Annotated in this window: 13 protein-coding genes and 1 other RNA gene; 10 read left to right on the top strand and 4 right to left on the bottom strand. The window is 61.2% G+C overall.

The features are described from left to right. Positions 1-5: 5 nt before the first annotated feature. Positions 6-464 (bottom strand): hypothetical protein, encoded by a 459-nt coding sequence (locus AKL25_RS24020; protein WP_205627188.1) that lies wholly within the window; start codon positions 462-464, stop codon positions 6-8. Here AKL25_RS24020 and AKL25_RS00145 point away from each other — a divergent pair. The 9 genes from AKL25_RS00145 to AKL25_RS00110 all read left to right on the top strand — a co-directional run bounded on the left by AKL25_RS00145 (position 448) and on the right by AKL25_RS00110 (position 10,320). Further along, positions 448-1,248 (top strand): transporter substrate-binding domain-containing protein, encoded by an 801-nt coding sequence (locus tag AKL25_RS00145; protein WP_050475637.1) that lies wholly within the window; start codon positions 448-450, stop codon positions 1,246-1,248. The two genes, AKL25_RS24020 and AKL25_RS00145, sit on opposite strands and share 17 nt — an antisense overlap. A 73-nt stretch (positions 1,249-1,321) precedes the next feature. Then, positions 1,322-1,396, top strand: a non-coding RNA gene (locus AKL25_RS23615) — sX9 sRNA. Positions 1,397-1,474: 78 nt separating this feature from the next. Then, positions 1,475-2,362 (top strand): NAD(P)-dependent oxidoreductase, encoded by an 888-nt coding sequence (locus AKL25_RS00140; RefSeq protein WP_050475636.1) that lies wholly within the window; start codon positions 1,475-1,477, stop codon positions 2,360-2,362. A gap of 454 nt (positions 2,363-2,816) precedes the next feature. Next, entirely contained in the window at positions 2,817-3,590 is a 774-nt protein-coding gene (locus AKL25_RS00135; RefSeq protein WP_050475635.1) for an enoyl-CoA hydratase/isomerase family protein, read from the top strand. 115 nt (positions 3,591-3,705) lie between these two features. Next, positions 3,706-4,773, top strand: a complete 1,068-nt coding sequence (locus AKL25_RS00130) for an ABC transporter substrate-binding protein (RefSeq protein ID WP_050475634.1) — start codon at positions 3,706-3,708, stop codon at positions 4,771-4,773. Positions 4,774-4,823: 50 nt separating this feature from the next. Then, complete coding sequence (locus tag AKL25_RS00125) at positions 4,824-5,915, top strand: ABC transporter ATP-binding protein (RefSeq protein WP_050475633.1); 1,092 nt, start codon at positions 4,824-4,826, stop codon at positions 5,913-5,915. Positions 5,916-5,932: 17 nt separating this feature from the next. Next, the gene (locus AKL25_RS00120; RefSeq protein ID WP_050475632.1) at positions 5,933-7,702 is read left to right on the top strand and encodes an ABC transporter permease subunit; all 1,770 of its coding nucleotides are present in this window, start codon (positions 5,933-5,935) and stop codon (positions 7,700-7,702) included. 30 nt (positions 7,703-7,732) lie between these two features. Next, positions 7,733-9,307 carry an AMP-binding protein gene (locus AKL25_RS00115; RefSeq protein WP_050475631.1) on the top strand — a complete coding sequence of 525 codons (1,575 nt, stop codon included), beginning with the start codon at positions 7,733-7,735 and terminating at the stop codon, positions 9,305-9,307. A 122-nt stretch (positions 9,308-9,429) separates the two neighbouring features. Then, positions 9,430-10,320: an IclR family transcriptional regulator gene (locus tag AKL25_RS00110; protein ID WP_050475630.1), complete on the top strand. Its 891-nt coding sequence runs from the start codon at positions 9,430-9,432 to the stop codon at positions 10,318-10,320. A gap of 27 nt (positions 10,321-10,347) precedes the next feature. Here the strand turns inward: AKL25_RS00110 and AKL25_RS00105 are convergent, their stop codons facing one another. Further along, positions 10,348-11,580 carry a tetratricopeptide repeat protein gene (locus tag AKL25_RS00105; protein WP_050475629.1) on the bottom strand — a complete coding sequence of 411 codons (1,233 nt, stop codon included), beginning with the start codon at positions 11,578-11,580 and terminating at the stop codon, positions 10,348-10,350. Between the two features lie 82 nt (positions 11,581-11,662). Then, positions 11,663-12,046 (bottom strand): hypothetical protein, encoded by a 384-nt coding sequence (locus AKL25_RS24015; RefSeq protein ID WP_157050393.1) that lies wholly within the window; start codon positions 12,044-12,046, stop codon positions 11,663-11,665. Positions 12,047-12,094: 48 nt separating this feature from the next. Between AKL25_RS24015 and AKL25_RS24010 the strand changes: the two genes are divergently transcribed. Further along, on the top strand, positions 12,095-12,724 hold the full coding sequence (locus AKL25_RS24010) for a hypothetical protein (protein ID WP_157050392.1): 630 nt from the start codon (positions 12,095-12,097) through the stop codon (positions 12,722-12,724). Positions 12,725-12,862: 138 nt separating this feature from the next. Here AKL25_RS24010 and AKL25_RS00095 read toward each other — a convergent pair whose 3' ends face one another. After that, on the bottom strand, positions 12,863-13,828 hold the full coding sequence (locus AKL25_RS00095; protein WP_083444514.1) for a PEGA domain-containing protein: 966 nt from the start codon (positions 13,826-13,828) through the stop codon (positions 12,863-12,865). Positions 13,829-14,112 lie beyond the last annotated feature (284 nt).

Raw genomic sequence — 14,112 nt, 5'->3', positions numbered from 1 at the left:
CCGTCTCAATCGCCGGCACGCAGACGATGCAGGCGATGTATCAGAAAAATCGCGGCATCACCGCCGGTTATCACGCGATGAATTACTTTCATTGGACAGTGCCGGAGGCCGGGCGTACTGTCCTTTCCCACATGAGGGCTCCATGCAGAACAGGGCCGCAACAGAATCAAATCATAAAAGCCGGCGGGCCATGCCACGCTATTGGCGGAGACAACACCAGGATTTTTCACGCGACAAGAACATGCCATTGCCGGCGGCGCAACTACGCCTGCAGCCATGGCAGTGAGAACGCGCGCCTGCCGTTTCTTCCCTCCCCGGTTTTTCGCAATCGTCGTCCGAAACACAGAATCGTTTTCCGCAGCCACAGCAAACGCAGCAAGTGCAATACGTACAGTAATCGCAACGCCAGCAGTGAAACCACAACAATTCTTATATCCAGGAGATTGCATGAAACTTACCAACATCAAATATCTGGCCGCCGCCTTCCTCGGCCTGGTCTGCCTCGCCCAGTCGGTCAGCGCCGATACGCTCAGCGACATCCGCCAGCGCAAGAAGATCGTCATCGCCATCGACCTCGGTTCGCCGCCCTTCGGCATGACCGACGACAAGCTGCAACCCTACGGTTCCGACGTCAGCGCCGCCAAGATGCTGGCAAAGGACCTCGGCGTCGAGATGGAAATCATCCAGGTCACCGGTCCCAATCGCGTGCCTTTCCTGCTGACCAACAAGGCCGACATCGTGATCGCCTCCTTCAGCATCACGCCGGAGCGCGCCAAGGTAATCAACTTCAGCGTGCCCTACAGCGCGTCGGAATCGGTGGTCGGCGCCGAGCACTCGATGCAGATCAAGAGCCTCGCCGACCTGGCCGGCAAACGCGTCGGCGTGGTGCGCGGCAACCTGCAGGACACCCTGCTGACGCCCATCGTCCCCAAGGGCACGACGCTGGTGCGCTACGACGACGACTCCACCAATGCCGCCGCACTGCTGTCGGGTCAGGTCGACGCCATCGGCACCGCCAAGGAACTGGTGACGACAACGGCGCGCAAGAACCCGGGCCGCAACATCGAAACCAAATTCTCGGTCAAGGTCGTGCCGCACGGCATCGGCGTGCGCAAGGAAGACACTACGCTGCTGGCCTGGATCAACAACTGGGTGGTCGTCAACATGAAGAACGGCAATCTGGCCAAATCGTATGAAGCAGCAGCCGGCGCGCCGCTTCCTGATCTTTCGCAATACATGCCCAAGTAAAAACCTGCTCACGATCTTACTGCGAGGCCATGATCCGCGAATTGGCAAGTGCTGGGCGGTGCTCGGAATCCTCATGTACTCAAGTACATTCCGGTTCCTCCGCTCCGCCCGCCACCGGCTGATGGCCTCTCGCTACAGATCGTAAGCAGGTTTCGATAGCAACCCCGCCAAGGCGCGATTTAAAATGCGCCGGCTTTTCCACTTCAGAGAAAGCAATTCACCAGTCATGAAAAATATCGGATTCATAGGCGTCGGCATGATGGGCCAGGGCATGGCGCACAACCTCGTCATCAAGGGTTTCAACGTCACCGTGATGGGCAACCGCAATCGCAAGCCGGTGGAAGAACTGGTCGCGGAAGGCGCGCGCGAAGCCGGCGGCCTGCAAGACCTGGTCGCAAGCAGCGACGCCATCATCCTGTGCGTCACCGGTTCGCCGCAGGTGGAAGACCTGATGTTCCGCGCCGGCGGCATTCTGGAAAATTGCCGCAGCGGCCAGATCATCATCGACTGCTCCACCAGCGAACCGATGTCGAGCGCCCGCATTGCCGAACAACTGGCGACCAAGGGCGTCAAGTTCGTCGACGCGCCGCTGGCGCGCACGCCGGTGGAAGCCATGCAGGGCCGCCTCAACACCATGGTCGGCGCGGACGCCGCGACGTTTGAAAAAGTGAAGCCGGTGCTGGAAGCCTTCTGCGAAAACATCTTCCACATCGGCGACACCACCAGCGCGCAAAAACTGAAGCTGCTCAACAACTTCATCGCCATCGGCATCGCCACGCTGGCTACCGAAGCGCTGGCCATGTGCGACGCGGTCGGCGTCGACCAGCGCAAGTTCTTTGAAGTGATCAGCAAAGGCGGCGCCAACAGCGGCATCTTCCAGATGATCGCCGGCGGCATCCTCGAAGGCCGCTCCGACGGCATGAAGTTCAGCATCGCCAACGCCGGCAAGGATCTCGGCTATTACAACAACATGACGGCGCAATTCGCCAATCCGGCCATGATCGGCACGCATGTCGCTGCAACCTTGCAGCAAAGCGTGACAGAAGGCTTCGGCGACCAGATGCTGGGCGCGATGGTGAAAGCGCACAAGGACAGGCTGGCAGCGAAGAAGTAGGCGGCCGGTGCGTTCATTGAGTGCGCACCTCTGTTAATAACCAGGGCCGTCGTCCTGACGAAAGTCAGGACCCAGCGTCGTATCGGCCGTGATCACGGCACTGAGGCCCAGCATTTGCCGGACCGACAGCAAAGGTAGCAAGATCTTTCACCGGACTATATAGAGCCCCTCTCGGGGCTCTTCTCTTTTCCGCACGCCTCACGATCGATGTGCGACGACATTTCCCCGACTTCCCCTCCCATTTCCCCTCCGATGACACCGCTACAGTCGTCTTCTCCCCGCACCAAGCCCTTCCATCCTGCCGAACTTTTGTAGTGCAACGCAATGTAATCGCATCCCTCAATGCACCACCACAGAGCTTAACCAGCCATTTTGCATTGCATATAGACAGGCATATTTATTGCTGCAACACTTACTAGCGTTATAAAACATTAGTTATTACATAGGAATAATTATGGAAAAGTTTATCAAACTGGCAATCGATGGAAACGTTGCAATCATCACGCTCAATCGCCCTGAAAAGCTCAACGCCTGGAATACGGAAATGCGCAACGAGATCATCGCTGCGCTCAAGCGCTTCGATCAGGAAGCGGCGATCGGCGCCATCATCATGACCGGCGCCGGCGACCGTGCTTTCTGTGCCGGCCAGGATCTGGAAGAAGCGCACGGCTTCGATGAAACACGCGCCGACGAGTGGATGACGGAATGGGAAAACTATTACCGCACGCTGCGCGCCTTGAAAAAGCCGCTGGTCATGGCGCTCAACGGCACCGCCGCCGGCTCGGCGTTCCAGGTGGCCTTGCTGGGAGACATCCGCGTCGGCCACGCAGGTTCGCGCATGGGCCAGCCGGAAATCAATTCGGGCATCCCGAGCGTGACCGGCCCGTGGATCATGACCCAGATGCTGGGCCTGTCGCGCACCATTGAACTGACCCTGACCGGCCGCCTGATGGAAGCGGAAGAAACGCACCGCCTCGGCCTGCTCCACCACCTCGTCCCGCAGGCGGAAGTCATGAGCAAATCGCTGGCGATCGCGCGCGATCTCGCCAACAAGCCGCCGGTCGCCATGCGCCTGGACAAGCAACGCTTCTACGAAATGACCGAAGCCGGTTTCGTCGACGCCATCGCCGCCGGCCGCCGCATTCAGTCCGAAGCCTACGCCACCGGCGAACCGGCTCGCATGATGGAAGAGTTCTTCAAGAAGCGCGGTCGCACCATCGCCGGCTGACGGCGCGTCGCCGGATCCTGCGGCGGCGCCGGTTTCACAGTGTTTGCATGTCGGGTTTCAGTTTCAGCAATGGCAGGTCTGATGGTTCTCTAATTCACTATTCAAGGGAGTAAGTATGACTAAGCAAATCAATCAACAACGCCGCACCGTATTGAAGATGGCAGGCGGGCTGGCGGCAGCGGCCGGCGTCGGCGCCGCGCCCGCGGTGTTCGCACAAACCAAGCAACTGGTGGTCGCCGATCCGGGCGGTCCTTACACTGCGGCCTATCGCAAGGCGTTCTACGACCCGTTTGAAAAAGCCACCGGCGTCAAGATCGTCAACGTCGCGCGCGAAGCGCAACCGCTGGCGCAGCTGACCGCCATGGTGCAGACCAAGAATTTCGTGTGGGACGTGACCACGCTGACGCTGCAGCAAGACGTGCCTATCCTGGAAGAAACCGGCATGCTGGAACCGCTGGGCATCGCGCCGACCGACTTCAAGAACATGCTGCCGGGGTCGATCACGTCCACCTTCGTCGGCGTCGACGTGTACGCCACCATCCTCGCTTACCGCACCGACAAGCTGGGCAAGAATCCGCCGAAGACCTGGGCCGATTTCTGGAACGTGGAAAAATTCCCGGGCCGCCGCTCGCTGCGCCGCAACGCCATCGACACGCTGGAGCAGGCGCTCATGGCCGACGGCGTACCGGCGGACAAACTCTATCCGCTCGACCTGGACCGCGCCTTCAAGAGCCTGGACCGCATCAAGAAACACATCTCGGTCTGGTGGACCAGCGGCGCGCAGGCGATGCAGCTGATCCAGTCGGGCGAAGTCGACATGATCTCGACCTGGAACGCGCGCGCGCAGACCGCCATCGAAGGCGGCGCGCCGGTTGCCATCAACTGGAACCAGGGTCTCTATTCGGTGGAAGGCTGGGGCGTACCGAAGGGCAATCCCAGGGCGGCCATCGCCAAGGACTTCGTCAAGTTCTGCGCCGACGCCAAGCGCCAGAGCGGCTTCACCGACACGCTGGCCTACGGCCCGACGGCGCTGGAAGCCTACAAGGACATCCCGGCGGCACGCGCCGCAATCCTGCCGACCGCGCCCGCCAACATCGCGCTGATGCGTCCGCCCAGCGGCCCGTGGTGGCACAAGAACCGCAACGCCGTGTCGGACCGCTTCAACGCCTGGCTGCTGTCCTGAGTTGCGCGTTTGCATTGTCCTCTTAAGTTACTCTCAATCGCGAAGACATCATGACTGCCAGACTGCAAACCATAGCGATCAGCAAGCACTACGACAGCGTCACCGCGCTCTCCCCGACCGATCTTGAAGTGCGGGACGGGGAGTTCCTCACCTTGCTGGGGCCGTCCGGTTCCGGCAAGACCACGCTGCTGCAAATCCTGGCCGGGCTGGTCGAGCCCAGCGGCGGCCAGTTGCTCATCAACGGCAAGGATGCAACCCATGCCGCCGCCGGCGAGCGCGGCATCGGCATGGTGTTCCAGAGCTACGCCCTGTTCCCGCATTTGTCGGTGTGGGAAAACATCGCCTACCCGCTGCGCATGCGCAAGATGGACAAGGCGGCCATGGCGGCGGCGGTGAAGGATGCGCTGGAGATGGTGCAGATGGGAAGCTATGCGCATCGCTTGCCGCGCGAGCTGTCCGGCGGCCAGCAACAGCGCATCGCCCTGGCGCGCTGCTTCGTCTACAAACCCTCGGTGATCTTGCTGGACGAACCGCTGGGTGCGCTGGACAAGAAGCTGCGCGAACACATGCAGTCCGAGATCCGCAGCCTGCACAAGGATCTCGGCGCAACCTTCATCTACGTCACCCACGATCAGGAAGAAGCGCTCAACCTGTCCGACCGCATCTGCCTGATGAACCAGTCGAAGATCGAGCAGATCGGCACCCCGCAGGACTTGTACGACCGTCCGGCGACGGCCTTCTCGGCACAGTTCATCGGCTACTCCAATCTGTTGTCGGGCCGCGTGGAAAAACATGCCGGCGACGACAATATCCGCCTCTGCAATGCGCGCTTCAGCGTGCCGATTCATGTCCCCGCGCATGTGCCGGTGCACTCGCTGCTGCCCGTCGGCAAGACCGGCGGGAGCGACGACATCTCGCTGGTGATCCGTCCGGAGGAAGCGCGCCTGGCGTCCGCCGACGATGCCTACGTCAAAGGAACGGTACGCGAAGTGGTCTTCGCCGGATCGGACTTCCGCGTGCTGGTCGACATCGGCGAAAGCCAGCCCTTCCTGTTGCGCTGCGGACGCCGCGACGCCCCGATGCCCGGCGACACCGTCGGCGTCACGTGGAACCCGGCGCATACCGCCGTGGTGACCTGCTGAGCAACCGGAGACACGCCATGTCGACTTCCTCTCTCCGGATTTCCGTCCCCGCCCTTGCGGTCCGTCGCACGTCGACGTTCGGCAAGTCTTTGCGCGCCTGGCTTCCCGCCATACCTTGCTTCGTGTTCCTGATCGCCTTCTTCTGCGTGCCGGTAGTCGAGATCCTGCAGACCGGCATGGTCAACGCCGACGGCCACGTCACGCTGGACCAGTTCCGCCGCATGACCAACGATCTGGTGTTCGCCAAGGTGCTGGGCAATACCTTCCTGATCTCCGGTCTGACAGCGCTGCTGTCGGTGGCGCTGGGCTTTCCCATCGCGTATTTCCTGAGCCAGCTGAGCGACAAGTTTCGCGAACGCTGGATGATCTGGATCATGGTGCCGTTCTGGACCAGCTATCTGGTGAAAACCTTTGCCTGGATCCTGGTGCTGTCCAAGACCGGCATCCTGCTGACGCTGGCGGTCAGCCTCGGCCTGGTCGAGGATCCGTCGGCGCTGGCGCCGTCCATGCTGGGCGTGATGATCGGCATGGTGCATGCGATGCTGCCGCTGGCGGTGATCAACATGTTGCCGATCATGCGCGGCGTCAACGCGCAGTTGCTGCAGGCGGCGGAAACCCTGGGCGCCAATCGCTCCATCGCCTTCTTCTCGATCTTCCTGCCGATGGCTGGGCCGGGCATTGCGGCGGCGGGCCTGCTGGTGTTCATCACCAGCCTGGGATTCTTCATCCTGCCGGCGCTGCTGGGCACGCCGAAGGAAACCATGGTGGCGCAACTGGTCATCTCGGCGATCAACGATCTGTTCAACCTGCCGTATGCCGCCGCCCTGTCGACCGTCTTGCTGATCTTCGCCGTGGCGGTCTTCATGCTCTACGACAAACTGGTCGGCCTGTCCTCGCTCAGCGGCGAAACCCGTTCGGCGCCAAAACGTAACAGTTCCACCTTCGTGACCACCGCGCTGATCGCCATCGGCAGAGTGTGCGGCGCCGGCTATGGCGCGGGCGGGCCTGTACTGACGCGGGTGAAGGGGTTGAAACTGTACAGCGTGCTGACGGTGGCGCTGCTGTCGCTGCCGATCATCGTGGTGTTTCCGATCGCCTTCACCAATTCGCCCTTCCTGTCGTTTCCGCCGCAGGGTTTCAGCCTGCGCTGGTTTGAAGCCTTCCTGTTCTCGCCGGTATGGCAGTCGTCTTTCCTGCGTTCGTTCGGCGTGGCGATCATGACGGCGCTGGCCTCGACCGCGCTGGGCGTCGGCGCGGCATTGGCGCTGACGCGCCTGCCTGGACGCTGGACCAAACCGGTGTTCGCCTTCCTGCTGGCGCCGCTGATCGTGCCGCGCATCGTGGTGGCGGTCGGCTTGTTCTATCTGTTCTCGCGGATGGGACTGGTCGGCACCGATCTCGGCCTGACCATCGGCCACACCGTGCTGGCGATCCCGTATGTGGTGGTGACCATGGCGGCGGCGCTCAAGCGCTTCGACTGGCGGCTCGACGATGCGGCCAAGATCCTCGGCGCGTCGGCCTTCGCACGGCTGCGCACCATCCAGTTGCCGATGATGATCGGCAGCGTCGCAGCGGCCTTGCAGATGGCCTTCATTATTTCCTTCGACGAACTGACCATCGCCATCTTCGTCAGCGGCGGCATGAAAAACACCCTGCCCAAGCAGATGTGGGACGACATGATCCTGCAAGTCAATCCGACGCTGGCCGCGGTATCGCTGGTGATGGTAATCGTGATCGCGCTGCTGGTGCTGGCGCCTTCGCTCTACAAAACTTTCCGCCGCCGCTGATCGGGCGCCAATTTTTTACTTCAGATGACTATGCACAGCTATACCAACTACTTTCCCGTCCGATCCGCACACGATGCGCTCGATGTCGTGCCGCTGCTGCATGAAGGCTTGCTCGGCAACGGCGAGCGCACGCTACTCGAATTCAACGGCGTCAAAACCTCGTTCAGCGACATGGCCGCGCGCGTGGCGTCCATGCAAGGCTGGCTCGCCGGCCGCGACGTCAAACAGGGCGACCGCGTTGCGCTGATGCTGGAAAACGGCCTCGACCACATGGCGCTGATCTATGCGCTGATGCTGACCGGCGTGGTGTGGGTGCCGGTCAATACGCGGCTGAAGGCGCCAGGCATCAGCTATCTGCTGGGGCACTGCAGGCCCGACCTGTTCATCGCGCAGCGCACGTTTGCCGAACCGCTGGGCGAACTCGCCGATCTCGACGGCAAGCTGGCCTGGCTGGACGACCTCATTGAGGCGACGCAAACATCCCCGGTGCAAGGACTGCCTCAGGCTGCCGCCGTCGCCACCGATCATCCGCTCTGCCTGATCTACACCTCCGGCACCACCGGCGCGCCCAAGGGCGTGGTGTTCACCCATCGCATGATGCGCATCGCCAGCGAAGCCACGCGCATCGTCTCCGACGTCAAGGCAGGCAACCGCATGTTCGTGTGGGAACCGCTGTGCCATATCGGCGGCGCGCAGATGCTGCTGGTGCCCTTCCTAGAACAGACCGAACTGCATATCGTCGAACGCTTCTCGTCCAGCAAGTTCTGGCAGCAGATCGAGACCGCGCAGGCGACGCATCTTCATTATCTGGGCGGCATCCTCGACATCCTCGCGCAACTGCCGCCGCAGGTGCAGCCGGCCCGGCACAGCATCCGCGTGGCCTGGGGCGCAGGCGTTTCAGCCAAGGCATGGGACGGCATCCTGGAGCGCCTGCAACTGACGCTGCGCGAATGCTACGGCATGACCGAAGGCTCCAGCTTCGCCACCGTCAACGCCACCGGAAAGCGCGGCTCCATCGGCCGCGCCCTGCCCTGGCTGAAGGTGGAACTGCTGGACGACAGCGGCGCGGCCGTGCCGACCGGCGAGATCGGCCAGATCGTGGTGTCGAGCGACATCGACGGCTGCTTCCTGCCCGGCTATCTCGACAATCCGAAAGCGACGGCGGAAGCGCTGCAAAACGGCAAGCTCCACACCGGCGACCTGGCGCGCAGGGATGCCGACGGCGACCTCTACTTCGTCGGCCGCAAGACCGACAGCATGCGCGTACGCGGCGAGAATGTCTCCGCCTGGGAAATCGAGCGCGTGTTCGTGATGCATCCCGCCATTGCCGCCGCCGCGGCAGTCGGCGTGGAAAGCGAAGTCGGCGAACAGGAAATCCTGCTCTACGTCCAGTTCAAGGAAGGCCAGAGCAGCAGCTTCGCAGAACTGGCGGAATGGGCGAAATCGAAACTCGCCAGTTACCAGGCGCCGCGCTATTACCTGCAGGCGGACAGTTTTGAAACCACGCTCAGCGAACGCATCAAGAAGCATCTGCTCCAGCGCGACATCGGCGCGGCGTGGGACCGGCAGCGCACCGGCGGGCGCGCACTCAAAACCGGAAGCTGAGGGGAGACGAGCTCTGCATATCGCCCGGATCGCCCATCCCGGGCGATATGCGGGAATAAGCGCCAGGAAGGTTTACAATCGCATACGCCGCACAGCCAGAACAGGCAGATCAAAAACCACCCATGATGAGAAAAACCACTGACAGCGCAGGCGCAAAAGCGCCATCGACCACCTCCAAGACAGCCAAGGCCGTCAAGACGGAAGCGACAACGACCGCAGCCGAACCTGCCCGACCGGACAACACCGGCGTCGACTCGCCGCTGTACGTCAACTCCGTCGAGAAATCCATGCGCGTGCTGATGGCCTTCGACGGCCAGCAGCGCCAGTTGTCGCTGTCGCAGATCGCCGCGCTGACCGGCTTCGACCTGAGCACCGCGCAGCGCTTCACCTACACGCTGATGACGCTGGGCTATCTCACCAAGGACGAAGAAGTCCGCAAGTACGAGCTGGCGCCCAAGGTTCTCAACTTCGCCTATCACTACCTGACCTCCAGCGAACTGGTGCGCCGCGCGACGCCCTACCTGCAGCAGCTCAGCCAGGAAACCGAGGAAACCACCAACCTGACCATCCTCGACGGCCCCGACGTGGTGTTCGTCCAGCGTATCGTCAGCCGCAACGTGCTCAATCCCAACGTCGTCACCGGCACCCGCCTGCCCGCCTATTGCACGGCATCGGGACTGGCCATCATGTCGACCCTGAGCGAAGCCGAGGTCGACGACATCCTCGACCATACCGACCTCAAGATGTACACGCCCTTCACCATCGCCGACCGCGACAAGATCAAGCAGCGCCTGGCGAAGTTCCGCGAGCAGGGTTATGCGCACATCCGGGAAGAATATTTCTTCGGCGACATCTCCACCGCCGCCGTGATTACCGACTCGCGCATTGGACGCGCCGTCGGTGCCGTCAACCTGGCGATCACCACGGCGCGCTGGTCGGGCGATGCGGATGAACGCCGCCATGCCGACCTGGTGATGTCGGCGGCGCGGGTGATTTCGATTCAGGGAAGATAGACGATTGATTGCGCGCGCCGGTCCTGCCTACTGCGCCTGCAATTTTCTCAACGCCTCTGCTGCCTCCGGATAACCGAGTTGTTGCGCCTGTTTGTAATAACGCGCAGCTTCTTTCTTGTCCACCAGCAAACCCAAACCGCCTTCCTGATACCAGTAACCGAGCTGATAATTAGCATCGGCGTCTCCGGCCGCGGCCAGCTTCTTCTTTTGCCGCACGCCCATCCGATAATAGGTCAGGGCGCGCTCGTGATTGACGGCATTGCCGTAGGTGCCGAAGGTATAGGTTGCCGCGGCATCGGTCAGCGCCTCGAAATCCTCGCCGGCTTCTGCTTTGCGAAGCTGGATCGCGGTCGCCGTCGCACTCAGCTTTTCCTCGGTCGCCAGACCGGCATCCTTCTCGGCCTCAGGCAGCACTCCCCAATACAAAAGCGAAGACAGCTTGCTGCCGGCCTCCGCCGATTTCATGTAGTACGTTGCCGCCAGCCGGGGATTTTTCTGAAATCCGTCGCCGTCTTTTTCAAGGAATCGTCCCATTCTCTGCAGCGCTTCCGGCTGTCCCGATGCTGCGCTTTTTTGATACAACTCAATCGCCTGCCCCATGTTTTTGGGAACGAGATTGCCCCGTTCCAGGAGCCGGGCGTATTCATACATGGCGTCGGCATTGCCGGCCTCGGCGCCTTTCCTGTACCAGTCAACTGACTTCTTGACGTCGGACGCCCCGGCAAGTCCGTACTTGTAGAACAGGCCGAGACGCGCCATGGCCGCCCCATCCCCCGCCGCAGCTGCCGTTTCCAGAGACGGGATCTCATTGCGCCGCTTCGCTTCGATCGCGCTCTCGCTGGCGTCAACCAGCTTGTCGATGCGCGCAATAGCCTCCGGCCGGAACTGAGCCCGCTTGTTGGAAACAACTTCAACACGTTTGGCGACACCGGAACCCAGCGTGAAACTTTGCTCGAATACCTGATCGTAGTATTCATCGCGTTTTTTCGTTGCTCTGATCTGGATCGGGCCGGCCTTGACCTCCATGTCCAGCGGACACTCGCCCTTCAGCACGCCGTTCACGCTCACCTGCGCATCTGCAGTTTTCCCTTCGCACATGACTCGCATCACGGCCATGTCCACCGGCGCCTGCTTCGATGCGCCGTTTCCTTTAACCTTCGTGGAAGCCGAGGTCTCAGCGCCGCTGGCCATACCGCAGACAGGCAACAATGCGATCAACAAGGCAACCGAAAAATCGCGGCGATCAGGCATTTTCTTCATCTTTTTTTCTCTTAACGGTATACAGATCATGTTGTGACTTCAGCAGATTCACGTCGAAGCCTGTGGTTGCGCTCATGGCAATTCACTTCGGAACGCAGGTAAACGTGCCGTCAGGACGATCCTGAATTTCATCCTTGCCGAAGGCGATACCGCCTTCGCAGGCTGCGTAGTGATAATCGCCGATGCCGCGCGCGTATTGTTTGTCGCCCGGACCGACGTTGACCGAGTGCGTGTAAAAGCTGTTGCCCGCAGGACCGTCTCCGCATTGCTTCTTGCTGTATTTCAGATCGCCGCACCAGACGACGAAGATCTGTATGTTGCAGGTGTTGGTGAAACCCAGGTCTTCTTTCTCGCGACTGACGGAGACACAGCGCATCGCCTCACGCCCGGTATTGATCGAATTGGATTTCCTGGCTGGCGCCACGGTTGCGGCAGCAGGTGCGACGTCGCGAGCCGGCTGGCTCACAGGCGCGCTCTTTGCCGCCGCTGCAGCGGCTTGCGCACGCTGGCTGTCTTGCTGGGCTTGCGCCAGTTGGATGCGCTGTGCGTCGGCCTGGCGTTGCTGTTGCAGACGTTGCGCATCAAGTTGCGCGCGATCCTGCGCCTGCCGCCGCTGTTCGTTCGCCGCGTTGCGGGCAGCCTCGGCCTGCTGCTGCGCGAACTGCTGATTGCGCGCCTGTTCCGCCGCTCTGGAATTGGCCTGTGCACGAATAGTTTGCGAATACGCGTTGCCGGCGGCGGCGATGCGGTTATTGAGATTCTCTCGCTCCTCAGCCTCTGCCTGCGCTTGCCGTTCGGCATCGCGCGCACGCTGTTCGGCCTGGCGCAGCTCGGTCTCCCGTTTTTCCTGTTCACGCTGACGCTGTGCAGCCAGACGTTGTTCTTCTTTTTCGCGGGCACGTTCGGCGAGCAAATCCTCTTCCGCTCGCTTCAGGGCGCTTTTCGATTTCGCATCGGTAGAAAATTTCCTGGCGTTTTTCAGCTGCGCCTCGGCGCAAGTGTAATCGCGCACGCGCGTGCACTGCGATGCCTTGGACAACGCTTCGTCAAAATCACCTTTGTCGACGCGATCCAGTTGTTCGCTCATGCGCAGCAGGTCTTGTGGCCCAGCCTGCGCAGATGTCATCGCCAGGCCGGCGCATGACAGCATCAGCACGCACAGAACATGAACGATGCGGACCGTCCCCACGGCCGTTTTCTTTGCATTCAAAACTTTCCCCTTTTTATTCTCATGCTGTAGCCCGCTACCACGCGCCCTGGAATTTCCGGCTACGCCGTTCGCTCATCGAGGCGCGCCGACCCTTTCGTCGTTTTCAAACCGGCCTTCCACACGTGTACCGTCAGGAGCAATCACCACACCGTTGCCATGCCGCATGTTATTGGCGAAGTCACCGATGTAGCGATAACCATCTTTGGTCAGCACATCGCCCTTGCCTTCGCGCTTGCCGTCGACCCAGTTGCCGTCGTAACGGTCGCCGGTGTTCCAGACGTAGACGCCTCTGCCGTTGCGCAGACCTTTGACGAACTCGCCCTCGAAAGTGCCGTTAGCAAGCAATTGCTTGCCATGTCCATGCCGGAAACCCTCGGCAAAATCGCCCGCGTATTGCTCGCCATCTTTGAAATAAGCCGTGCCCTGTCCATCCGCCCAGCCTGCAGCCAGCATGCCTACATAGCGCATGGTGACCACGCCGTTGGTCTCGAACTTGAGTTCACCGCTGCCTGAGGCGATGCCGTCGCGGCACGGTCCGGTCCAGGAGACGGAATCGCTGGGGATAGGCATGAACAGGTAACAGGATCTGGCGTCGCGAAAATAAAACCTGGCAAGATCCTTTGCCGCCTTGGGATCCGCAGGCGCTGACTGAATCAGTTTCACCAGCGCCGCTTCGGCCTTCCGCTGACGTTCCTTGACTGCGGCATCCGCAGCACGTCGCGCGGCGGCATTCATCTGCGGCGCGGACAGCACGACATCGATGCGTTTGCTGGTGCCGCCGCCAAGACGAACGTCCTGTTCGAACAATTGCTCCTGCGTTGCACCTGCAGGCTTGCTCACGCGCAACTTATGCGATCCTTCGGTGAGCATGATGTCGACCGGGCATTCACCCTTGAATTTACCGTCGACCATGACCTCCGCGCCCTTGTCGCCGTCTTCGCAGACAACGCGCAACATCGCGCTGGGTGCGGCCGCACAGGCGATCGACGAAATCAGCAAGACGACAGGTGCACTGCATAAGGCAGCGAGATGTTTCATGGACTTCCCCCGATGAAGATTTATTTTTTTGTACGAAAGACTGTAACAAGTTACCGTCGCAATGGCTACAGAAACTGTGCCGCCGCCCGCACGACGCCGATTCGACGAGCCGGCGACGGGTGGCGCCGATCTTCAACCGGACGCCGTTAACATGGTTGGGACATAGCGTCGAAGCTTAACGCAACGCTACCTGGAGCTGCGAGCGTCAGCTTATGAGCGGGTGAATTCTGCGAGAAAATCAACAGACGGTCACCTGTCTGATGACAGATAGGGATATTTTTTAC

This window comes from Herbaspirillum rhizosphaerae, assembly GCF_001189965.1.
Lineage (GTDB): Bacteria > Pseudomonadota > Gammaproteobacteria > Burkholderiales > Burkholderiaceae_D > Herbaspirillum > Herbaspirillum rhizosphaerae.
The sequence above is the reverse complement of the archived record's forward strand: the minus strand, read 5'-3'. Positions and strand labels throughout refer to the sequence as shown.